The sequence below is a fragment of the Solimonas fluminis genome (assembly GCF_002930645.1).
GTDB lineage: Bacteria > Pseudomonadota > Gammaproteobacteria > Nevskiales > Nevskiaceae > Solimonas_A > Solimonas_A fluminis.
Genome location: NZ_PSNW01000019.1, coordinates 1 through 21002 on the forward strand (window position 1 = coordinate 1; position 21002 = coordinate 21002).

19 protein-coding genes and 1 pseudogene are annotated in these 21002 nt (G+C 69.4%); 17 read left to right on the forward strand and 3 right to left on the reverse strand.

Annotation, left to right across the window (positions count from 1 at the left end; all coding sequences use genetic code 11):
* The 6 genes and pseudogenes from C3942_RS22465 to C3942_RS21295 form a co-directional block, all read left to right on the forward strand.
* Nucleotides 1-238 (forward strand): annotated as a pseudogene (locus tag C3942_RS22465) (hypothetical protein); the annotation flags it as partial.
* 344 nt (nucleotides 239-582) lie between these two features.
* Complete coding sequence (locus C3942_RS21275) at nucleotides 583-2364, forward strand: DAHL domain-containing sensor histidine kinase (RefSeq protein ID WP_104232387.1); 1782 nt, start codon at nucleotides 583-585, stop codon at nucleotides 2362-2364.
* Nucleotides 2365-2366: 2 nt separating this feature from the next.
* Complete coding sequence (locus tag C3942_RS21280) at nucleotides 2367-3293, forward strand: response regulator (protein WP_104232388.1); 927 nt, start codon at nucleotides 2367-2369, stop codon at nucleotides 3291-3293.
* Nucleotides 3294-3295: 2 nt separating this feature from the next.
* Nucleotides 3296-4039, forward strand: a complete 744-nt coding sequence (locus C3942_RS21285) for an energy transducer TonB (protein ID WP_104232389.1) — start codon at nucleotides 3296-3298, stop codon at nucleotides 4037-4039.
* Nucleotides 4040-4227: 188 nt separating this feature from the next.
* On the forward strand, nucleotides 4228-5235 hold the full coding sequence (locus tag C3942_RS21290) for a helix-turn-helix domain-containing protein (protein ID WP_104232390.1): 1008 nt from the start codon (nucleotides 4228-4230) through the stop codon (nucleotides 5233-5235).
* 64 nt (nucleotides 5236-5299) lie between these two features.
* Nucleotides 5300-6121 (forward strand): enoyl-CoA hydratase/isomerase family protein, encoded by an 822-nt coding sequence (locus tag C3942_RS21295; protein ID WP_104232391.1) that lies wholly within the window; start codon nucleotides 5300-5302, stop codon nucleotides 6119-6121.
* 125 nt (nucleotides 6122-6246) lie between these two features.
* Here the strand turns inward: C3942_RS21295 and C3942_RS21300 are convergent, their stop codons facing one another.
* Genes C3942_RS21300 through C3942_RS21310 form a run of 3 tightly spaced genes read right to left on the reverse strand, consistent with a single transcriptional unit; the run spans nucleotide 6247 to nucleotide 9184 of the window.
* Nucleotides 6247-7224, reverse strand: a complete 978-nt coding sequence (locus tag C3942_RS21300) for an NAD(P)H-dependent flavin oxidoreductase (RefSeq protein ID WP_104232418.1) — start codon at nucleotides 7222-7224, stop codon at nucleotides 6247-6249.
* A gap of 32 nt (nucleotides 7225-7256) precedes the next feature.
* On the reverse strand, nucleotides 7257-8018 hold the full coding sequence (locus C3942_RS21305; RefSeq protein WP_104232392.1) for an SDR family NAD(P)-dependent oxidoreductase: 762 nt from the start codon (nucleotides 8016-8018) through the stop codon (nucleotides 7257-7259).
* A 38-nt stretch (nucleotides 8019-8056) separates the two neighbouring features.
* Entirely contained in the window at nucleotides 8057-9184 is a 1128-nt protein-coding gene (locus C3942_RS21310; protein WP_104232393.1) for an acyl-CoA dehydrogenase family protein, read from the reverse strand.
* Between the two features lie 268 nt (nucleotides 9185-9452).
* Here C3942_RS21310 and C3942_RS21315 point away from each other — a divergent pair, with 268 nt between their 5' ends.
* The 11 genes from C3942_RS21315 to C3942_RS21365 all read left to right on the forward strand — a co-directional run bounded on the left by C3942_RS21315 (nucleotide 9453) and on the right by C3942_RS21365 (nucleotide 20903).
* The gene (locus C3942_RS21315) at nucleotides 9453-10658 is read left to right on the forward strand and encodes an acyl-CoA dehydrogenase family protein (protein ID WP_104232394.1); all 1206 of its coding nucleotides are present in this window, start codon (nucleotides 9453-9455) and stop codon (nucleotides 10656-10658) included.
* Complete coding sequence (locus C3942_RS21320; RefSeq protein WP_207766187.1) at nucleotides 10655-11677, forward strand: acyl-CoA dehydrogenase family protein; 1023 nt, start codon at nucleotides 10655-10657, stop codon at nucleotides 11675-11677. Before C3942_RS21315 ends, C3942_RS21320 begins: the two co-directional genes overlap by 4 nt.
* Before the next feature lie 96 nt (nucleotides 11678-11773).
* Nucleotides 11774-12757 (forward strand): acrylyl-CoA reductase (NADPH), encoded by a 984-nt coding sequence (gene acuI / locus C3942_RS21325; protein WP_104232395.1) that lies wholly within the window; start codon nucleotides 11774-11776, stop codon nucleotides 12755-12757.
* 71 nt (nucleotides 12758-12828) lie between these two features.
* Nucleotides 12829-13071 carry a hypothetical protein gene (locus tag C3942_RS21330; protein ID WP_104232396.1) on the forward strand — a complete coding sequence of 81 codons (243 nt, stop codon included), beginning with the start codon at nucleotides 12829-12831 and terminating at the stop codon, nucleotides 13069-13071.
* 77 nt (nucleotides 13072-13148) lie between these two features.
* Complete coding sequence (locus tag C3942_RS21335) at nucleotides 13149-13802, forward strand: START domain-containing protein (RefSeq protein WP_165797569.1); 654 nt, start codon at nucleotides 13149-13151, stop codon at nucleotides 13800-13802.
* Between the two features lie 394 nt (nucleotides 13803-14196).
* Nucleotides 14197-15177, forward strand: coding sequence for a thiamine pyrophosphate-dependent dehydrogenase E1 component subunit alpha (locus C3942_RS21340; RefSeq protein WP_104232398.1), 981 nt, complete (start codon nucleotides 14197-14199; stop codon nucleotides 15175-15177).
* A complete protein-coding gene (locus tag C3942_RS21345; protein ID WP_104232399.1) occupies nucleotides 15174-16202 on the forward strand; it encodes an alpha-ketoacid dehydrogenase subunit beta in 1029 nt (342 codons plus the stop codon). The genes C3942_RS21340 and C3942_RS21345 overlap by 4 nt, the downstream gene beginning before the upstream one ends.
* Nucleotides 16199-16429, forward strand: coding sequence for a biotin/lipoyl-containing protein (locus tag C3942_RS21350; protein ID WP_104232400.1), 231 nt, complete (start codon nucleotides 16199-16201; stop codon nucleotides 16427-16429). The genes C3942_RS21345 and C3942_RS21350 overlap by 4 nt, the downstream gene beginning before the upstream one ends.
* A 31-nt stretch (nucleotides 16430-16460) precedes the next feature.
* Nucleotides 16461-17885 (forward strand): aromatic ring-hydroxylating oxygenase subunit alpha, encoded by a 1425-nt coding sequence (locus tag C3942_RS21355; protein ID WP_104232401.1) that lies wholly within the window; start codon nucleotides 16461-16463, stop codon nucleotides 17883-17885.
* Complete coding sequence (locus C3942_RS21360) at nucleotides 17882-20080, forward strand: acyl-CoA dehydrogenase family protein (RefSeq protein WP_104232402.1); 2199 nt, start codon at nucleotides 17882-17884, stop codon at nucleotides 20078-20080. The genes C3942_RS21355 and C3942_RS21360 overlap by 4 nt, the downstream gene beginning before the upstream one ends.
* A 10-nt stretch (nucleotides 20081-20090) precedes the next feature.
* The gene (locus tag C3942_RS21365) at nucleotides 20091-20903 is read left to right on the forward strand and encodes an enoyl-CoA hydratase/isomerase family protein (protein ID WP_104232403.1); all 813 of its coding nucleotides are present in this window, start codon (nucleotides 20091-20093) and stop codon (nucleotides 20901-20903) included.
* Nucleotides 20904-21002: the final 99 nt, after the last annotated feature.

Sequence of the window (21002 nt, forward strand, 5' to 3'; positions counted from 1 at the left end):
CGACTGGAACAACGCGGCGGAGGCTTTCCGCACGGCCCTGAAGTCGCGCAACCTCGACAAGCCCGCCGATGCGCACATGGCGCTGGGCACCGCGCTGTTCAATGCCAACAAGTTCGCCGAGGCCCGGGGACAGTTCGTGGCGGCCGCGGCCTCTCCGGCACTGGCGCAGGCTGCTGGCAACTGGATCAAGTTCGTGGATCAGGAAATCGCGCGGCGTGACGCGGTGAAGGATTTGTAGCCCGCCGCAGGCGGGAGGGTGGTCTGATGGGGATAGTGCTCGTGGAAGGGAAAAGGAAGTCCCGGCGGCCAGGCGGCGGCCGCAGGACGGCCGCGGGTGCTGACGCAGATTTCCGTGCCGGGGCAGGGAGGCGCGGGCCAGGAATCAACAGGGCGGCGATGGCCGCCGATGTCTCCTCCCCTGACCCGGAAAGTCAGGAACTCACGGCGCCAGCGCGGAATATCGCTGGCGCCGTTCTTTTTTTCCGGAGAAGGGCTCGGGGCAGGGTGGGGTAAGGGTCAGTTTGCTTTCAGTATGATCCAAGCCAGCGTCAGCCTGGCAGGTGCAGGAACAGGGGGAAGGCGATGCTGCAAAGACTGTTGATGGTGCTATCCATCGGCGCAGCGCTGGCCATGCTGGCCGTGCTGGTCGTCCGCACGCAGGGCGAGCCGCAGACGCTCGAAGGACACCTCGGACGCATGACGGCGCTGGCGCAGCTCAGCGCGGCGAACGTCGAGGCCGATACCCAGGTCATGCGGGCGCGCCTGAGCCTGGAGTCCGATGCCCAGGGACTGGAGGATGCAATGCGGCGTCTCGAGGCGGCCCGTACTGCCCTGGCCCTGCATCGCGACGGCCTGCGCGCGGTCTCCCGCGATGTCGGCAACGCGGTGTCGGGCCTGCTGCAGCAGCTGGACGACAAGCAGGCCCTGCTGGGTTCCTATCGCAGCCAGGTCGGCGAGTTCGCCGGCTCCTATGCGAAGTTCGGACAGGAGAGCGACCTCGTGCTGGCCGATCCCGCGCTGGCCGGCGATGCCGGCCTGCGCAGTGCCGTGCGGCGCCTGCTCGAGGAGGTGACGACCTACAGCCTGCAGTCGGCGCCGACCAACCAGGACACCCTCGATGGCCTGATGACCCAGGTGACGGTCGGTGCGGGTTCGGCCCCCGCGCTGCGCAGCCGCCTGATCGCCCTGAGCAATGCCGCGGCCCGGGTGGTCGGCGACAAGGACCAGCTGACGGCCATCGCCGGCAAGCTCGGCGAGGTGCCGGTGGCTGCGACGCTCGACCGGCTGCAGAAGAACTACATCGCGCACTATGCCAAGGACGAGGCCAACCTGGCGCGCTACCGGCAGGTGCTGGCGATCTATGCGGCGGCGCTGCTCGCGGTATTCGGTCTCGTCGGCTGGCGCCTGCGCCGCAGCTACGGCGAGCTGGACCGCAGCCATGACGAACTGCAGAACCTCAACGCCAGCCTGGAAGAAACCGTCCAGGCACGGACCGGAGAGCTGCGCAAGGCCCTGGACGACCTGCGCTTCCAGCAGGCGCAACTGGTGCAGTCGGAGAAGATGGCGGCCCTCGGCCAGATGGTGGCGGGCGTGGCGCACGAGATCAACACGCCGCTGGGCTATGCCCGCGGCAACGTCGAGACCGTGCGCGAATCCCTGCCTTTTGTCCGCGAGCTGATCGAGGCCGAGCAGTCCGGAGATGCGCGGCGACGCGAGGAGGCGCAGCGGCGCTGGCCGGCGGATGAGGGGCTGGCCGAGTTCGAAATCCTGCTCAAGGATGCGGAGCATGGCCTCGGGCAGATCGCGGAGCTGGTGCTGGGCCTGAAGGACTTCTCGCGCGTCGACCGCTCGCTGACCGAGCTGTTCAGTCTCAACGACGGCCTCGATACGGCGCTGAAGATCTGCCAGAGCCAGCTCAAGGGCCGCGTCGAGGTGCAGCGCGAGTACGGCGAGCTGCCCCTGGTGCCCTGCGCACCCTCGCAGATCAATCAGGTCTTCCTGAACCTGATCAGCAACGCCGGCCAGGCCATCGAGGGCCAGGGCCTGATCATGCTGCGGACCTACGCCGAGGACGACGAGGCGGTGGTCGAGGTGCAGGACAGCGGCTGCGGCATGGACGCCGACACCCTGGCGCACATCTTCGAGCCCTTCTTCACCACCAAGCCGGTCGGCAAGGGCACCGGCCTGGGCCTGTCGATCGTCTTCCGCATCGTCGAGGACCATCGCGGCCGCATCGAGGTGGATTCCCGGCCCGGCCAGGGCACGACCTTCCGCCTGCGGCTGCCCCTGAAGGCCGCGGCGGCCACATCCACCTCCACGATCGAGCCGGCCGGCGAGATCGTGCTGAAGGAGGCCTTCGCTTGACCATGGCTACAACCCCTGCCCGTCCGCGCCTGCTGTTCGTCGACGACGAGAGCCGCATCCTGATGTCGCTGAAGGCGATCTTCCGCGCCGACTACGACGTCACCACGGCCGAAGGCGGAGCGGCGGCGCTGGAGATCCTGAAGAAGGAGCGCTTCGAGGTCATCGTCAGCGACCAGCGCATGCCCGGCATCACCGGCGTCGAGGTGCTGCGCACGGCCCGCGAGGTCCAGCCGCAGGCCGTGCGCATGCTGCTGACCGGCTACTCCGATCTCAATGCCATCATCGCCTCGATCAACGAGGGTGAGATCTTCCGCTTCATCCCCAAGCCCTGGGTCAACGGCGAACTGCGCGAGACGATGGCGGCGGCGGTGCGCGCGGCCTCGGTGGAGCACGTGCAGCTACCGCCGGAGCCGCCGCCGGGGCCGGCGCAGAACGCGGTGTACCGCGAGGTCGGGGTGCTGGTGCTGGACGACGATCCCCAGACCGGGGCCGCGCTGCGCGCCGCCCTGGGCGGCGAGCGCGAGGTGCATGCCGCGGCGACCATCGATGCGGCCCTGGAGATCCTCGGGCAGCAGAAGATCGGCGTGATCTTCACGGAACTGGCCATTGCCGGCCAGGGCGTGGGCCCGCTGCTCGGTGCCCTGCGCCAGCATCACCCGGCGCTGGTCGTGATCGCCTTCACCGGGCGCGCCGACGCCAGCCACAGCATCTCCCTGATCAACCATGGCCAGGTGTTCCGCCTGCTGCAGAAGCCGGTGGCTTCCAGCGTGCTGCGCGGCACGGCCAATATCGCCAGCCGGCGCCATGAAATGCTGCGCCAGCATCCGGACCAGGCGCAGCGCGTGGTGGCCGATACGGCGCCCATGCTGCAGGCGGCCGAGCGCACCGGCCTGCTGGCCCGCCTCACCAAATTCCTGCGCCGGAGCTGAACATGGCCGAGTCTCCGTCTTCGCCTCCGGGCCTGCTGGCACGCATCGCCCAGTCCGCCGAGTACTCCATCGCCGCGGCCCTGCTGCTGGTCTGCGTCGTGGTGGGGGCTTCGCTGTGGTGGCTGCAGCCCCAGGAGCCCGAGGCGACGGAAACCGCCGCGGTGTCCACCACCGGCGCAGCGGCACCGGCGGTGGACGAGCGCGAGGCGCTGGACCAGGCCAGGCGCCGCCTCGGGGAGCGCTTCAGCGAACTCGACGAGCAGCAGCGCCGCCGTGCCGCCGATGACGAGGCGCGCCGCGAGCGCCAGCGGACGGAAGCGGCGGCGGCGGCCGATGCCCGGCGCGAGGCGGATCGGGCGCGCCTGCAGGCCGAGGCCCAGGCCAGGGAACAGCAGGCCGCCGTACGCGCCACGGCCCCGGCGGTTCCCGCGCCGGCTCCGGTCCCGGCGGCACGCCGTCCCGCCGAGATTGTCGATGCCGCCATCGATTGGTCGTCCTGCCGGCGGCCCAGCTATCCCGCCGGATCGGTACGCCGCGGCGAGGAGGGGGTGGTGGTGATCGCCGCGGACCTCGATGCCTCGGCCAAGGTCCGCCAGACCCGGGTGGCGCAGTCCAGCGGCCACGAGGCCCTGGACCGGGTCACGCTGGAAGCCGTGGGCAAGTGCCGCTTCTCCCCGGCCACGGAGGACGGGGTGGCCAAGGCGGCCACGGCCCAGGTGCGCTTCACCTGGAAGCTGCAGAACTGACCGGCGGCGCGCCGGCCGCCGGCCGTTGTCCCTCCGGGACATGCCCGCTTGTCCCTGCGCGAAATGTCCAGGCCCCTGCGTCTACGGGCGGGATCGCCTTGCCGGCTGCCCGATAGCATTTGTCCCATGGAGAAACCCCGGCGCGAAACGCAGCCGGGGAACGTGCGGGCGACAGGAGGAGGTGGAAGATGGAAACGCTGTTCGTGATCGACAAGCGCAACTATCAGGATTGCCAGAGTGCTTTCCGGGGACCGCGCAACCGCGAGTACTACACCGGCGACTACACGGTCGAGCCCGGCTCGGTGATCGACGTGCGTGCCGAGCGCAAGGCCGTCGGATCCTCCTCCATCATCCGCCTGCGCTCCCGGACCCGGCAGTTCTTCCGCCGCACCTGGAACCACATCCGCGAGGATGCCACCGACGTCGCCACCTTCGCCTTCGTCAAGCGCGGGCGCATCAGCCTGTCCCATCCGGGCGGCGACAGCGTGGCGGGCCCCGGCGACTTCGTGTTCACCCGCTCCATGACGCCGTTCTCGGTCGAGTGCCTGCCCGGCGAGGACGGCGTGCACGAGGTGATGCACCTGACCGTGCCGATGCACCTGCTGCGGCGCCTCGGCTGCCACGACTTCAAGAGCGGCTTCTGCGTGCCGGCCAGCGGCCGCAAGTTCGGCATGGCCGAGAACATCCTCAGTGACCTGTTCGAGGATGCCGGCGAGATCCGCGAGCATGTCGCCCAGATGCTGGTCGAGACCGTGCTGTCGGTGCTGGGCGAGGCCATCCGGGAGCACGACTCCTGCGTGCCGCAGCGCCAGAAGCTGGCCGACAAGCGGGTGCAGGACGTGCTGCGCTACATCGAGACCCACCTGTCCGACGCCAAGCTCAGCGTGGCCAGCGTCGCCCGGGGTTGCGGCATCTCGCCGCGCTACCTGTCCCTGCTGCTGAAGCTGCACGGCACGCCGTTCTCGACGCTGATCTGGGAGAAGCGCCTGCAGACCGCCGGCCAGTGGCTGTCGGCCTCCAAGACCGGCGAGGCCTCGATCAGCGAGATCGCCTATCGCGTGGGCTTCAAGAGCCCGGCGCATTTCAGCCGCATGTTCAAGCGCGAGTTCAAGCTCACGCCGCGGCAGTACCGCGCCGCCATGGGCGCGCAGGAACCGCAGTCGCTGGTCGTGGACGGCGGCGAATCGCGGCACTGAGACCCCATTGCGGGGGCATCCGCCGGGATGCCCCCGCCCACGACAACCCGGCCAAGGCCAGGACATGAACGCATCCTCCGGCGCACCGCTGCGCCGCTTCGACACCTTGGCCCTTGCCCGAAAGGGACGCCTGCTCACCATCACGCTCAACCGGCCGGAGGCGCTCAACGGCGTCAACCTGCGCATGCACGAGGAACTGGCGGAGGTGTTCCACTACGCCGCCCAGGACGAGCATTCGGACGTGGTGGTGCTGACCGGCGCCGGCCGCGCCTTTTCCGCGGGCGGCGATCTCGATCATGTCGCCCACAACGCGGCCAACCCGCAGCTGTTCGACAACGAGGTGCGCCTGGCCAAGCGCATCGTCTTCGCGATGCTGGACCTCGACAAGCCGCTGGTCTGCCGGCTCAACGGCCATGCCGTGGGCCTGGGCGCGTCGATTGCCCTGCTCTGCGACGTGATCTTCGCGGCGGATACCGCCCGGATTGGCGATCCGCACGTGGCCATCGGCCTGGTGGCGGGCGACGGCGGCGCCGTGGTCTGGCCGGCGCGCGTCGGCCTCTGCCGCGCCAAGGAATACCTGCTGACCGGCGAACTGCTCGGCGCGAAGAAGGCCGAGGAGATCGGCCTGATCAACCATTGCCTGCCGATGGCCGAGCTGGATGCCGCGGTGGACGCGTTCTGCGACAAGCTGCTCAGCGGCTCCCGCAACGCCATCCGCTGGACCAAGGTGCTGCTCAACCTGGAGCTGAAGCGCGTGGCGACGGCGGTGATGGATGCCGGCATCGCCTACGAGGCGGTGGCGCAGCGTTCGCCGGACCACCGCGAGGGCATCCAGGCGCTGATCGAGAAGCGCAAGCCGGTGTTCGGGAAGGGTGACGCGGAATAGGCGGATGTCCAGTGGACATCCGCCCCGCCGGACACCCGGCCATGGATGGCCGGCCCGGGGGCAGGCCGGGAGGGAGGCATCAGCGAGGCCCATCGCGGCTGCAGCCGCTTCCACGGGTTTGCTGCTTATGCCGCCAGGCCCGGCAGCCTCCGCCGGATGATCTGGTGGGCCTCGCGCATGATGCGGTCCACCAGCTCCGCCACGGTGGGAATATCGTGGATCAGGCCCTGCACCTGGCCGGCCCAGACCAGGCCGGCGTCGAGGTCGCCGGTTTCCAGCAGCATCCGGCCGGCGGCGCCGCGCACCAGCGGCGCCACGTCCTCGAATTGGGCACCCGGCTGCTTCAGGATTTCCACGACCTTGTCCGAGACGCTGTTCTTGCCGACGCGCGCGGTGTTCTTCAGCGAGCGGAAGATCAGGTTGGTGCCCCGCTCGTCGTTGTCCACCAGCAGCTGCTTGGCCTTGTCGTGGATCGGCGCTTCCACGGTGGCGCAGAAGCGCGTGCCCATGTTGATGCCCTCGGCGCCCAGCGCCAGGGCCGCCACCAGGCCGCGGCCGTCGCCGAAGCCGCCGGAGGCGATCATCGGGATCTTCACCTTGTCGGCCGCCGCGGGGATCAGCACCAGGCCGGGGATGTCGTCCTCGCCGGGATGGCCGGCGCATTCGAAGCCGTCGATGGAGATCGCGTCCACGCCCATGCGTTCGGCCGAGAGCGCGTGGCGCACGGCGGTGCACTTGTGGACCACGGTGATGCCGTGGGCCTTGAAGTCCTCGACATGCTCGCGCGGGTTGTGCCCGGCGGTTTCCACGACCTTGATGCCGCTGTCGATGATGGCCTTGCGGTATTCGGCGTAGGGCGGCGGGCTGACCGAGGGCAGGATCGTCAGGTTCACGCCGAAGGGCTTGTCCGTCATCCGGCGGCAGCGCTCGATCTCGGCGCGCAGGGCATCGGGCGAGGGCTGGGTCAGCGCGGTGAGGATGCCAAGGCCGCCGGCATTGGACACGGCGGCGGCCAGCTCGGCACGGCCCACCCACATCATGCCGCCCTGAACGATCGGGTAGTCGATGCCCACCAGGTCGGTGAAGCGGGTCCGGAGCTTCAGGCTCCCGATGGGGCTGCGGGAATCGTCGTGGCTCATTTCGGGCTCATCCGGATGGCGCCGTCGAGGCGGATGGTTTCGCCGTTGAGCATCGGGTTGGCGATGATGCCCTGCGCCAGCAGCGCGTACTCCTCGGGCTTGCCCAGGCGGCTGGGGAAGGGCACCTGCTTGCCGAGGGAGGCCTGTACCTCCGGCGACATGCCGGCCATCATCGGCGTCCAGAAGATGCCCGGGGCGATGGTGACCACGCGGATGCCCAGCGGCGCCAGGTCGCGCGCGATCGGCAGGGTCATGCCGACGACGCCGCCCTTGGAGGCGGAGTAGGCCGCCTGGCCGACCTGGCCCTCGAAGGCGGCGACGCTGGCGGTGTTGATGATCACGCCGCGCTCCTCGCCCAGAGGGTCGGCCTTGGACAGCCGGGCCGCGAACTGGGCGATGGCGTTGAAGCTGCCGATCAGGTTGACCTCGATCACCTGGCGGAATTTCTGCAGCGGGTGCGGGACATGGTCGCGGCCCACGGTCTTGACGCCGACGGCGATGCCGGCGCAGTTGACCAGCACGCGCGCGACGCCGTGCTTCTGCTCGGCCGCGTCCAGGGCCGCAGCGACACTGGCCTCGTCGGTGACGTTGACCTTGAAGAAGGCGCCGCCGACCTTGGCGGCCTGTGCCTGGCCGATCTCCTCGTTCATGTCGAAGATCGCGACCTTGGCGCCCTGGCCGGCCAGCATTTCCGCCGTCGCGGCACCCAGGCCCGACGCTCCGCCGGTGACGACCGCCGCTACTCCCTGCAGATTCATGTCGATGTTCTCGCTTTGTAGATGAAGAAACCCGCAGCTTACAGCGCGCGGGCGATGACCATGCGCTGGATGTCCGAGGTGCCCTCGTAGATCTGGCAGACGCGCACGTCGCGGTAGATCTTGGCCAGCGCGAAATCCTCGAGGTAGCCGTAGCCGCCCAGCGTCTGGATGGCGCCGGAGCACACCGCCTCGGCGGTCTCGGAGGCGACCAGCTTGGCCATGGAGGCCTCGGTGAGGCAGGGCGCGCCGCTGTCCTTGACCGCCGCGGCGTGCAGCACCATCTGGCGCGCCGCCTCCAGGCGTGCGGCCAGGTCGGCCAGGCGGAAGCCCACGGCCTGGTGCTCGATGATGGCCTTGCCCATCGAGCGCCGCTCGCGGGCGTAGCCGACGGCCACGTCCAGGGCGGCGCGCGCCATGCCGATGGACTGCGCGGCGATGCCGATGCGTCCGGCCTCGAGATTGGCCAGTGCGATGCGGTAGCCCTGGCCTTCGGCGCCCAGCAGCAGGCCCTCCGGCAGGCGCAGGCCATCGAAGCGCAGGCTGCAGGTGTCGGAGGCCAGTTGCCCCAGCTTGTGCTCGACCTTGTCGACCGCGTAGCCCGGCGTGCCGGTGGGCACCAGGAAGGCCGAGATGCCCTTGCGGCCAGCGGCCGGGTCGGTCACCGCGAAGACGATGGCCAGGCCGGCGATGCGGCCCGAACTGATGAACTGCTTGCTGCCGTTGATCTCCCAGCCACCCTCGACGCGCGTGGCGCGGCTGCGGATGGCCGAGGCGTCGGAACCGGCGTCGGCCTCGGTCAGCGCGAAGGCGCCGATCATGCGGCCGGAAGTGAGCTCCGGCAGGAAGCGCTGCTGCTGGGCTGCGCTGCCGTCCTTGAGCAGCGCGGAGACGATCAGGCTGTTCTGGATCGACAGGATCGTGGACAGCGCGCCGTCGGCCGCCGCGATCTCCATCAGCGACAGGGCGTAGGACACGTAGTCGGCCCCGGCCCCGCCGTGCTCCTCCGGCGCGGTCATGCCCAGCAGGCCGAGCGCGGCCAGTTCCTGGAACAGTTCCGGCGGATAGGCGCGGGCGGCCTCGTACTGCGCGGCCTGCGGGCGGATGCGCTCCTGCGCGAACTCGCGCACGGTGTCGGCGATGGCTTGCTGGGTGGAGGTGAGCAGCATGGAAATACCGTGGATTCGGGCCGCAGGGCCCGCGGCGATGGCCGCCGGATTCGATCAGTCGGGAGATTGAAAGCAGCAGGGGTTCTGCCGCAGTTTAGCGAGGCGCCACCCCACCCCGGACGGTGCTGGCGGCGACAGGCAATACTGGCTGCGTGCGAGGACATCCGGCCCCCGGGAGCGGGCGCCATAATGGTTTGAAACTGGCGGCCTTTGCCGCCCTGGACCACCCTTCGGAGTACGGGCCTCCCAGCGAACCCGTCACCAGACCTTGACCCATACGACCACCACCGGCGGCAATCCCGAGGCCCTGCGCGCGGAGGTCCGCGCCTGGCTGCAACAGAACGTTCCGCCAGGCTGGCGCGCGGCCCAGACCGGCACTGGCCAGGACATGTTCGTGCGCTCCCAGCGCGACTGGTTCACCAAGCTGGTGAAGGCCGGCTATGCCACGCCCCACTGGAGCGCCGAGTGGCCCGGCGGCGGTCGCTCTCTGGCCGAGCAGAAGGTGATCTACGAGGAAGTGGCGCGCGCCGACGCGCCGCGCCTGATCCTGTTCTTCGTGGCGCTCTACCATGCCGCCTGCACGGTGATGGAATGGGGCTCCGAGGCGCAGAAGCGCCAGCACCTGCCGGGCATCCTCGAAGGCCGCGTCTGGTGCCAGGGCTTTTCCGAGCCGAATGCCGGCTCCGACCTGGCCTCGGTGCGTACGCGCGCCGAGCGCCGCGGCGACGTCTACGTGATCAACGGCCAGAAGACCTGGTCGACGCTGGCGCAGTTCGCCGACCGCTGCCTGCTGCTGGTGCGCACCGACGGCTCCGGCGCGCCGCAGGCGGGCCTGACCTACCTGCTGCTCGACATGAAGACCAAGGGCGTGACGGTGCGGCCGATCGCGCAGATCACCGGCGACGACGAGTTCTCCGAGATCTTCTTCGACGACGTCGAGGTGCCGCTGAGCGATCGCGTCGGTGAAGAAGGGCAGGGCTGGGCGGTGGCGCAGTCCACGCTGGCTTCCGAGCGCGGCCTCACCCTGGTGGAGCTGACGCAGCGCATGCGCTACTCGCTGCCGCGCATCGCCGCGATCATGCGCGAGCGCGGCGTGGCCGACGACCCGGCGCTGCGCCGCGAGCTGGGCCGGCTGATCCCGAAGGTGGACGCCGCCTGCGCGCTGGCCGACCGCTACCTGCTCAAGCGCATCGAGGGCACCGAGGCGGCGGGCGATGCCTCCATCGTCAAGCTGGCCTACGCGCGCACGCTGCGCGAGTTCACCCTGCTGGGCCAGCGCATCGCCGGCCTGCAGGGCCAGTACCGCGAGGACTTCATCCGCGGCGGCGGCATGGAAACCGGCAACTGGCCCTTTGATTTCATGAATTCCTACAATTGGTCGATTGCCGGCGGCAGCGACGAGATCCAGCGCAACATCATCGCCGAGCGCCTGCTGGGCATGCCGCGCGAGCCGAAGAACTGGGTACTGGCGTGAGCACTGCCGAACTGATCCAGCTGCGTGATTCCGCCCGCCAGGTGCTGGGCGAAGCAGGTCTGGCTGCGAGCGAATCGAAAACCTGGCCGCTGGTGCTGGAGCTCGGCTGGCTGCTGGTGGCCGTGCCGGAGGAACTGGGTGGCCTGGGCCAGGGACTGGCCGGCGCCTGTGCCTTCCACGAGGAGTTCGGGCGCAGCCTCGCGGCGGCGCCCTACCTGCCGGCGATGCTGGCCATCGACGCGGCCTGCGCCGCGGGCAAGGCGGACTGGGTGGAGAGATTCGCCACCCGGGACTTCGTCACCGCGCCGCTGGCCGATCCCGCGCTGACGCTCTCGGACGGGAAATTGGGCGGCACCGCCAGCGCCGTGCCCTCGGCGGACCTCGCCGGCCATGTGCTGCTCTGCGCCGATGACTGCGTAGCCCTGGTTTCGCTGAAGCAGGCCGGCGTGGAGTGGCGGGAGCGGCCCACCTGGGACGCCACCCGGCGCCTGTTCGACCTGCGCCTCTCCGGCGTGGAGCTGGACCCCGGGCTCGTCCTGGCGCGCGGCGAGGCCGCGCGGGCCCTGGCCCGGCGCCTGGCGGCGCAGCGCGACTTCGCCCTGGCTGCCGACGCCGTCGGCGGCGCCGCGGCCCTGCTGGACAGCACCGTGGAGTACCTCAGGACGCGCCGCCAGTTCGGCCGTCCGCTGGCCCTGTTCCAGGCCCTGAAGCACCGCTGCGCGGACCTGAAGGCCCAGGTCGCGGGTGCCGAGGCCCTGCTGGCCGAGACCCTGTCGCGGGCCGGAGACGACCTGGCCAGCCCGGCGGCGGAAAGGGCCGGGCAGGCGGCGAAGCTGCAGGCCTGCGCGGTCTATGCCCGGGTGGCGGAGGAAGCCCTGCAGCTGCACGGCGGCATCGGCATGACGGCCGAGCACCTCTGCCACCTGTACCTGAAGCGGGCCCTGCTCAACGAACACCTGGGCCGTGGCGGCAACCGCTACGATCTGGACCTGGCCGAGGCCCTTATGGCGGTCCCCTGAGCCGCCTGCGTGAAATGTCCACCGCTTCGCAGATGCTGCGGCGCGGAAAGCCGTCCCCCTCCCTAACATGAGCCCGTACCCAAGAGACCCCACAACATGTTCTCCGCAATCCTGATCAACAAGACCGACGCCGGCCAGACCGTGGAACTGACGAAGCTCGACGAGGCCCAGCTGCCCGAGGGCGACGTCACGGTCGATGTCGAGTACTCCACCCTGAACTACAAGGATGGCCTGGCCATCACCGGCAAGTCGCCGGTGGTGCGCAAGTTCCCGATGGTGCCGGGCATCGACCTGGCCGGCGTGGTCAGCGCCAGCTCGCACGCCGACTGGAAGGCCGGCGACCGCGTCGTGCTCAACGGCTGGGGCGTGGGCGAGGGCCACTGGGGCGGCCTGGCGCAGAAGGCCCGGCTGAAGGGTGACTGGCTGGTGCCGCTGCCGCCGGCGTTCAACAGCCGCCAGGCCATGGCCATCGGCACCGCCGGCTACACCGCCAGCCTCTGCGTGGAGGCCCTGGTGTCGCACGGCGTGAAGCCGGAGGCGGGCGAGATCCTGGTCACCGGCTCCACCGGCGGCGTCGGCAGCGTCGCCATCGCCCTGCTGGCCAAGGCCGGCTACAAGGTCGTGGCCGCCACCGGCAAGGCCGCCGAGGCGGACTACCTCCAGCAGCTCGGCGCGGCTGGCGTGATCGACCGCGCGGAACTGGGCGCCGCCGGCAAGCCGCTGCAGAAGGAACGCTGGGCCGGCGTGGTCGACTCCGTCGGCAGCCATACCCTGGCCAATGCCTGCGCGCAGACCCGCTACGGCGGCGTCGTCGCCGCCTGCGGCCTGGCGCAGGGCATGGACTTCCCGGCCTCGGTGGCGCCCTTCATCCTGCGAGGAGTGTCGCTGCTGGGCATCGACAGCGTGATGGCGCCCAAGGCCCGCCGCCTGGTTGCCTGGAGCCGCCTGGCGCGCGATCTCGATCCCGCGGCGCTGGACGTGATCGCCAAGGAGATTTCCCTGGCCGAGGCCATCCCCGCCGGCGCCGAGCTGATCGCCGGCAAGGTGCGCGGCCGCCTCGTGGTCAACGTCAACAAGTAGCAGCGTCAAACATGTCGGCCCCCCGGTCCCGGATCTACGGAACCGGGGCCCGGCTTCACCGGAGCTTTGCAATGATCGGCATGGACGGCGGCGACAAGTGCCCCTTTTCGTTCAATTTCGACCCGGCCAGCTTCAAGGTGGGCGACACGGTGAGCTACCGCGTACCCAAGCTGGGGGATTTCCCCTTCGCCGCGCAGATCGTGGCGGTGCATGCGGACCATCTGGAGATCGTCGATCCGGGCGAACCGGGCAAGGTGATGCGCGCCACGCGCGAGAGCCGGCCGGTGGTGAGCGACGCGGAGGCGCTGGCCTGATGCCTCCGGCCGGCCTTCAGCCGCCGGCAAGCTCCCGCACCCTAGCCTTTGAATCTCCCGAATCACGGATGCCTTCCATGACCCGCTTGCTGACGCTGTTCCTGCTGCTGGCTGTCCCGTTCGCGCAGGCGGCCGACGAGGGCTGGCGGCTGGACAAGGAGCAGGACGGCATCCAGGTCTATACCCGGGCGGTGGAGGGCCAGAAGATCCGCGAGATCCGCGGTGTCGTCGGCATCAAGGCACGCCTGTCGGCGGTGGTGGCGGTGCTGAACGACGTGCCGGCCACGCCCGAACTCAGCGACGCGATCGGCGAGGCCCAGGTGCTGCAGCGCCAGAGCGCGGCGCGCTACCAGATCTACCAGCTGCTGAAGATGCCCTGGCCGCTGGACAACCGCGACATCGTCAGCCAGCGCGAAATCCGCCAGGACGCGCAGACCCTTGCCGTCACCATCGCCGATGCCGCCACGCCGGACGCGATCCCGCCCAAATCCGGCATCGTGCGCATCCAGAAATCCCGGCAGCAGTGGACGCTGACGCCGCAGGCCGACGGCAGTGTCCTGGCGGAGATGCGCGCCATGACCGACCCGGCAGGGCCGATCCCGTCCTCCGTCATCAACTCGATGTCGGTGGGGGCGCCGTTCAAGAGCCTGCAGAAGCTGCGAGTGCTGGTGCAGCAGCCGAAATACCGCGACGCCCGCCCGGACTTCATCAAGGAACCGCCGGCCCGCTAGGGCGGCCTGTTGACGCGATGAACATCGCTGCGACGGAGACCGTCTTGTTACAGGGCTAAGTCCCGGCACGTGACGTGTACTCGACGTGCATCAGCGGAGCGGGACGGCGCCTTGTGCCAAAACGGCACCGCCCTCCGGGTGCCACCAGATTTGCCGCCATGCGGCGTTGCTCGTCCCGCTAAGCGCCGTCCTGGCGCCTGGCCTGGCGGCAAATCCGGAAGCGTCGCAGCGATGTTCATCGCGTTGACAGGCCCTGGGGCGGTGCCCGGGGCTTGCCCCGGCGCGTCCGGGGGTCTTGCTCATTGCGGCAGTGCCGCCTTTACAGGCACGCAATCCGCGTGGACAATCAACATCAGTGTTGTATAACGACGTGCACGCACAATGAGGAGAGTGCATGAGCGCCAATCCTTCCTTCACCCCCGCGACCCTGCTGGCCATCTGGCGCAAGGCGCGGCAGATCAACCTGATCGACGAGAAGTTCCGCGGCCTGCTGCGTTCCGGTCGCCTCGCGGCGGTGTACTACTCGCCGCGCGGCCAGGAGATCCTGGCGGCGGCGATGGGCGTGCACCTTCAGCCCACGGACTATCTCGTCACCACCTACCGCGGCATCCACGACCAGCTGGCCAAGGGCATTCCGCTCAAGCCGCTGTTCGCGGAGTACTACGCCAAGGCCACCGGCGCCTGCAAGGGCAAGGGCGGCCCGATGCACATCACCCACCCGGAAACCGGCGTGATGGTGACCACCGGCATCGTCGGCAGCGGCCTGCCGATCGCCACCGGCCTTGGCTGGGCCTCCCAGCTCAAGAAGGACGGCCGCGTCACCCTGGTCACCTTCGGCGACGGCGCCTCCAACATCGGCGCCTTCCATGAGGCGCTCAACATGGCCGCGCTGTGGAAGCTGCCGGTGATCTTCCTGTGCCAGAACAACCTGTACGGCGAGTCCAGCAAGTACGCCAAGACCACTTCCGTCGACAACATCGGCGAGCGCGCCGCCAGCTACAGGATGGCCGGCGTGACGGTCGACGGCAACGACGCCGAGGCCATGTGGCGCGCCGCCGGTGAAGCGGTGGCGCGTGCCCGCGCCGGCGAGGGTCCAACCCTGATCGAGGCCGTGACCTTCCGCTTCATGGGCCACTACTTCGGCGACCCGGGCGCCTACATCCCGAAGGAGGAATACGAGGCCCACCTGGCGCGCGACCCGATGCCGGCCACCCGCGCGGCCGTGCTGGCCAGCGGCGCCGCCACCGAGGCGGAACTGGACGCCTACGACGCCGAGGTCAGCGCGCAGATCGAAGAGGCCCTGCAGTTCGCCGCCGACAGCCCGTTCCCGGATGTCGGCGAGATCGATATCGACGTCTACGGAGCCGCCGCATGAGCGCCCCTGCTACGGCTACGCAAGCCAAGCCCGAGGTCATCACCTTCACCGAAGCCTTCTCCCGTGCGCTGCACGACGCCATGGAGATGGACCCCAGCGTCATCATGCTGGGCGAGGACATCGCCGACGAGGAAGGCGGCGGCATCTTCAAGGTCACCAAGGGCCTGTCGACCAAGTTCGGCACCGAGCGCGTGAAGACCACGCCGATCTCCGAGCAGGCCATCGTCGGCGCCGCCATCGGCGCCTCGCTGGCCGGCATGCGCCCGGTCGCCGAGATCATGCTGATGAACTTCATCACCGTGCCGATGGACCAGATCGTCAACCATGCCGCCAAGCTGCGCTTCATGTCCGGCGGCCAGACGCACGTGCCGATCACCATCCGCACCCGCACCGGCGCCGGCGCCGGCACCGGCGGCCAGCATTCCGACATGCTCGAGGCCTGGTTCGCCCACGTGGCCGGCATGAAGGTGGTGGTGCCGTCGACCCCGGCGGATGCCTACGGCCTGCTGCTGGGCTGCATCTTCGACGACGACCCCTGCCTGTTCATCGAGGACCAGCTGACCCGCACCCAGACCGGCCCGGTGCCGGTGAAGGGCGAGATCATCCCCTTGGGCAAGGCGCACGTCGCCCGCGAGGGCAAGGATGTCACCGTGGTCGGCTACGGCCGACCGATCCGCGACGCCATGGTGCTGGCCGACAAGCTGGCGGGCGAGGGCATCTCGGTGGAAGTGGTGGACCTGCGCACGGTCTCGCCGATGGACACCGGGACGGTGCTGAAATCCGTGGCCAAGACCGGCCGCGCCGTGGTGATCCACGAAGCTCCGCGCAGCTTCGGCTGCGGCGCCGAGATCGCGGCGCGCATCCAGGAAGAACTGTTCGACCAGCTCAAGGCGCCGGTGCTGCGCGTCGCTTCGCGCGACGTCACCGTGCCGTTCTCGCGCGTGCTGGAAGCCGAGTACCTGTACAAGGCCAGCGGCATCGAGGCGGCCATCCGCCGGACGCTGGAAAAAAGGACCCAGAAATGAGCGTTGAAGTACGTATCCCGCAGATCGGATTCTCCACCCAGGAAGGCACGCTGACCGAGTGGCTGGTGGCCGACGGCGGCAAGGTGGAGGCGGGCAAGCCGCTGTATACCCTGGAGCTGGACAAGTCGGTGCAGGAGGTCGAGGCACCGGCCTCCGGCACCCTGAAGATCCACGCCGCGGTGGGCGAGGTCTATTCCGTCGGCCACCTGGTGGCCGAAATCGTCTGAAGCAACCTGCCGGCGTGCAGGAGGAGAGCGCATGAACACGACCGCGCAGAACAGCTGGCCGGAGAGCTGGCGGGTCCTCGAACACGGTATCCGCGCCGGTCGCTACACCGACCCGGCCTTTGCCCGCCTGGAGCACGAGAAGCTCTGGAGCCGCGTCTGGCAGGCCGCCGCGCGCCTGGACGAGATTCCGGAAAAGGGCGACCACACCACCTACGAGATCGGCGACCAGTCGGTGCTGATCGTCCGGGCCGACGCCGACACGGTCAAGGTCTACCACAACGTCTGTCCGCACCGCGGCACGGCGCTGTCCGAGGGCGGCGCCGGACACTTCAGGAACTGCAAGATCATCTGCCCCTTCCATGGCTGGCGCTGGAACCTGGAGGGGCAGAACGAGTATGTGCTGGAGCGCGGCGAGTTCCGCAACGGCCAGCTGCGCGACAGCGACGTCGCGCTGCGCGAGGTCCACCACGTGGTCTTCGCCGGCTTCATCTTCATCAACTTCGACCGCAACCCGCAGCCCTTCGACGAGTTCATCGCGCCGGTGCGCGCCCTGATCGAGGGACTGGCCATCGGCGACATGCGCCATTACTGGTGGAAGGCCCTGCCGGTGAAGTCCAACTGGAAGGTGGCCCAGGAGGCCTTCTTCGAGGGCTACCACGTGCCGGCCACGCATCCGCAGCTGGAGCCGGATGCCGCCGACATCATCTACAACGGCACGCCCACCCCGGAGAGCGACCAGGGCTTCGCCCACCGCAACGTGGAGACGGAGAATTTCGCCAACGGCCATGGCCGCTTCTTCGCCGGCAAGAAGACGCCGATGCAGGGCCACGTCAAGCAGAAGCACGGCGATCCGGTCGACATGATGGCCGACCGCCTCAACCTGCTGGTCACCGGCATGGACGCCATGGTCCTCAAGGAGGATGTCGAGCTGGTGCGCTCGCTCAAGGGCAAGCCGATCCCCGAGGGATCGAGCCTGGGCGCCGAGTACGTCAAGGCGCTGTACACCACCGCCGCGATGCAGAAGCGCCCGATGCCCAAGCCGGTGCCGGAGATCCTCGGCATGTGGGGCGGCGAGATCTTCGTGTTCCCCAACCTGCTGATCCTGCCTCAGGCCGGCAACGCGATGATCTACCGCATCCGTCCGGACGGCTTCGACCCCGACAACTGCATCTTCGAGATCTTCTCCACCAAGACCTACCCGGCGGAAGCCAAGCCGCCGCGCGCGGTGGTCCAGAAGGTCACCGACGTGCTCGATCCCGAGCAGGTGCTGCTGATCCCGCGCCAGGACCTCGGCAACATCCCGCGCATGCAGCGCGGCCTTCACTCCCGCGGCTGCAAGCAGATCTGGCTTGCCGCCGACCAGGAAAAAATGATCCTCAACATGCACCAGCAGCTCGACCTGTACCTGACCGACAGCCCTCCGGCCCCGCCGTCCGCCGGAGCTGCCGCCGCATGAATTTCAACCTGTCCGAAGAGCAGGAGCTGATGCGCGAGACCTTCGCGCGCTTCCTGACCGAACAGAGCAGCATGCCGCGCGTGCGCGCCGCCATGCCTTCCGGCTTCGACGCCGCCCTGTGGAGCGGGCTGGCCGAGCTCGGCGCCTTCTCGATCCGCGTGCCGGAGGACGCCGGCGGCCTGGGCCTGGGACTGCTCGACGCCGCGCTGCTGATGGAGGAAACCGGGCGCACCCTGGCCTCCGGCCCCGTGGCCGAGACCCTGGTGGCCGCGCGACTGCTGGCCTTGCTGGGCGGGCAGGCCGAGCTGCTGGAGCGCGTGCTGTCCGGCTCCGCCGTGGTCAGCCTGGCCTTCCACGATCTTGCCAGCCGCCCCTCGCAGTGGGTGGCCGGCGGTGCCGTGGCCGAGGCGGTGATCGCGCGCCAGGGCGGCGAGATCGTGCTGGTCACGCTGCCCGCCGGCGACAAGGGCGAGGACAATCTGGCTTCGACGCCGGTGGCCGAACTGCGGCTGGCGGAGTGGCCGCGCCGCGCGCTGGCCAGCGGCCCGCAGGGCCTCGCGCACTTCGAACAGGCCCGCGAGGAATGGAAGCTTCTGATCGGCGCCGCACTCGCCGGCCTGGGCCGCGAGGCCCTGCGCATGGCCGCGGCCTATGCCAGCGAGCGCAAGCAATTCGGCCAGTTCATCGGCCAGTTCCAGGCCATCTCGCACCCGCTGTCCGACCTGCTCTGCGAGGTCGACGGCGGCAAGTTCCTGGTATGGAAGGCGATCCGCCATATCGCCGACGGCGCTCCCGAATCCGCCGCGGCCGTGTCCGTGGCCGCCTGGTGGAACAGCGAAGCCGCCTCGCGCTCCGTGGCGCAGGCCCTGCACACCTTCGGCGGCTACGGCCTGACCACCGAGTACGACATCTTCCTGTTCAACCTGCGCGCCAAGGCCTGGCCGCTGGTGCTGGGCGATCCGCAGCGTCTGCTGGAGGAGGCCGGCCGCCGGCTCTATGCCGGCGAGAAGGCGGAACTGCCGCGGGCCGGCGACTGCCCGATCGATTTCGACCTGGGCGCGGACGCCCGCGCCATCGCCGCGGAGATCGACGCCTTCTTCGAGAAGCACGTCACCCCGCAGATGCGAGAGAAGTTCCACTACAGCTGGGAAGGCTACAACCCGGAGATCCACCGCAAGCTGGCCCAGGAGAACCTGCTGTTCCCCGGCCTGCCCAAGGAGATGGGCGGGCGCGGCCTGTCGCCCTACGCCAAGATCGCGGCGATGGATGCCTTCGAGCACCAGGGCTACAACACCCCGGCGGCCAACGTCGCCCAGATGGTGGCCCTGATCATCCACCGCTTCGGCACCGACGAGCTGAAGCGCGAGGTACTGAGCAAGATCATGTCCGGCGAGGTGATCGCCAGCCTGGGCTACTCCGAGCCCGGTTCGGGCTCGGACGTCTTCGCCGCGCAATGCAAGGCCACGCGCGACGGCGACGGCTGGCGCATCGACGGCACCAAGATGTTCACCAGCGGCGCGAACCTCGCGTCCTATGTGCTGATGCTCTGCCGCACCAATCCCGACGTGCCCAAGCACGCCGGCCTGACCATGTTCATCGTGCCGCTGAAGGCGCCCGGCGTGACCATCCAGCCGGTGTACACCTTCCAGGACGAGCGCACCAACATCACCTTCTACGACGGCGTGCGCATCCCCGACAGCTGGCGCCTGGGGGCCGTCGACGGCGGCGTGCGCACCATGAGCGCCAGCCTGGAACTGGAACACGGCGGCGGCTTCTCCAAGGTGCAGCGCGCCATGCTCAAGGCGGCCGAGGAACTCTGCCGCGAGATCCGCCACGAGGGCCGCCCGCTGATCGAGGACCGCGCCGCCCAGGTGCGCCTGGCGCGCACCACGGCCAACCTCTGGGTGTCCGACGTGCTGGCCTTCCGCGCGCAGTGGACCATCGCCGAGAAGAAGCCGAACCACGCCTACGGCCCCATGGCCAAGCTGTTCTCCTCCGAGAAGTTCCTGACCGACGCCCGCGACCTGCTGGACCTGACCGCGCCGCTGTCCCTGTCCAAGCGCAAGGGCGCTGCCGCGCTGGTCAACCAGTGCTATCGTCATGCGCACGGCACCACGATTTACGGCGGCACCAGCGAAGTCCATCGCAGCATGATCGCCGAACGCGCGCTGGGCATGCCGCGCACCCGCGCCTGAGGAGAACGGGATGTCCGAAGCACCGCACCTGCTGGTCGAGGAACAGGGCGCGATCCTGATCGCGACGCTGAACCGGCCGGAGAAGCTCAACGCGCTCAGTGCGCAGCTGATGGGCCTGTTCGAGCAGGCCCTGCACCGGTTCCGCGATACGCCGGAACTCAAGGTCATGCTGGTGCGCGCCACCGGCCGCTTCTTCTGCACCGGTGCCGACCTGCGCGGCGGCGACGGGCGCGCCGCGCCGGCCACCACCGGATCGGCCATCCGCGAGAACCACCGCATCCGCCTGAACGGCATGCACCGCATCTACGACGAAATGGAGGCCATCGAGAAGCCCATCGTCGTGGCGCACCACGCCACCTGCATGGGCGGCGGCCTCGAGCTGTCGCTGTCCTGCGATTTCCGCCTGGCGGCGAAGAGTGCGAGCTATGCCTTCCCCGAGGGCAAGTTCGGCGTGATCCCCGCCTCCAACGGCGTCAGCCGACTGGCCCGAATGGTCGGCACGCACTGGGCGCGCTACCTGATCATGGCCAACCTGCCGGTGAACGCCGACCGCGCCCTGATGATGGGCCTGGTGCACGAGGTCTTCCCGGACGAGAGCTTCGAGGAAGACGTGATGAAGTTCTGCCGGCACCTGGCGGCGCAGAACGGCGAGCAGATGGGCACCGCCAAGCTGGCCATCGAGCTGGCCCGCGACGTGGGCCTGGCGCAGGCGCGCAATGTCGAGCGCATGGCCAACAGCGCGCTGATGCTCAACCCGGCGTACCTGGAGGGCATCCGGCGCTACGTCGAGGGGATCGGCAAGGGCAGCAAGGGCGGAGATTGAATCCGTCGTGCCGGAGCAAGCCGGCACCAGTCCCGGACGTCGGGTGCCCATTGCCTGACCGGGATGCCGCCTTCGCCGGCATGACAGGGGTAAGAAAGG

What these genes read in the sequence shown, in the direction of transcription:
- C3942_RS21330 (WP_104232396.1), top strand. Translation starts at nt 12,829, where the DNA reads ATGATCGGCATGGACGGCGGCGACAAGTGCCCCTTTTCGTTCAATTTC.
- C3942_RS21280 (WP_104232388.1), top strand. Translation starts at nt 2,367, where the DNA reads ATGGCTACAACCCCTGCCCGTCCGCGCCTGCTGTTCGTCGACGACGAG.
- C3942_RS21340 (WP_104232398.1), top strand. Translation starts at nt 14,197, where the DNA reads ATGAGCGCCAATCCTTCCTTCACCCCCGCGACCCTGCTGGCCATCTGG.
- C3942_RS21295 (WP_104232391.1), top strand. Translation starts at nt 5,300, where the DNA reads ATGAACGCATCCTCCGGCGCACCGCTGCGCCGCTTCGACACCTTGGCC.
- C3942_RS21285 (WP_104232389.1), top strand. Translation starts at nt 3,296, where the DNA reads ATGGCCGAGTCTCCGTCTTCGCCTCCGGGCCTGCTGGCACGCATCGCC.
- C3942_RS21275 (WP_104232387.1), top strand. Translation starts at nt 583, where the DNA reads ATGCTGCAAAGACTGTTGATGGTGCTATCCATCGGCGCAGCGCTGGCC.
- C3942_RS21305 (WP_104232392.1), bottom strand. Translation starts at nt 8,018, where the DNA reads ATGAATCTGCAGGGAGTAGCGGCGGTCGTCACCGGCGGAGCGTCGGGC.
- C3942_RS21365 (WP_104232403.1), top strand. Translation starts at nt 20,091, where the DNA reads ATGTCCGAAGCACCGCACCTGCTGGTCGAGGAACAGGGCGCGATCCTG.
- C3942_RS21345 (WP_104232399.1), top strand. Translation starts at nt 15,174, where the DNA reads ATGAGCGCCCCTGCTACGGCTACGCAAGCCAAGCCCGAGGTCATCACC.
- C3942_RS21335 (WP_165797569.1), top strand. Translation starts at nt 13,149, where the DNA reads ATGACCCGCTTGCTGACGCTGTTCCTGCTGCTGGCTGTCCCGTTCGCG.
- C3942_RS21355 (WP_104232401.1), top strand. Translation starts at nt 16,461, where the DNA reads ATGAACACGACCGCGCAGAACAGCTGGCCGGAGAGCTGGCGGGTCCTC.
- C3942_RS21310 (WP_104232393.1), bottom strand. Translation starts at nt 9,184, where the DNA reads ATGCTGCTCACCTCCACCCAGCAAGCCATCGCCGACACCGTGCGCGAG.
- acuI (WP_104232395.1), top strand. Translation starts at nt 11,774, where the DNA reads ATGTTCTCCGCAATCCTGATCAACAAGACCGACGCCGGCCAGACCGTG.
- C3942_RS21350 (WP_104232400.1), top strand. Translation starts at nt 16,199, where the DNA reads ATGAGCGTTGAAGTACGTATCCCGCAGATCGGATTCTCCACCCAGGAA.
- C3942_RS21360 (WP_104232402.1), top strand. Translation starts at nt 17,882, where the DNA reads ATGAATTTCAACCTGTCCGAAGAGCAGGAGCTGATGCGCGAGACCTTC.
- C3942_RS21290 (WP_104232390.1), top strand. Translation starts at nt 4,228, where the DNA reads ATGGAAACGCTGTTCGTGATCGACAAGCGCAACTATCAGGATTGCCAG.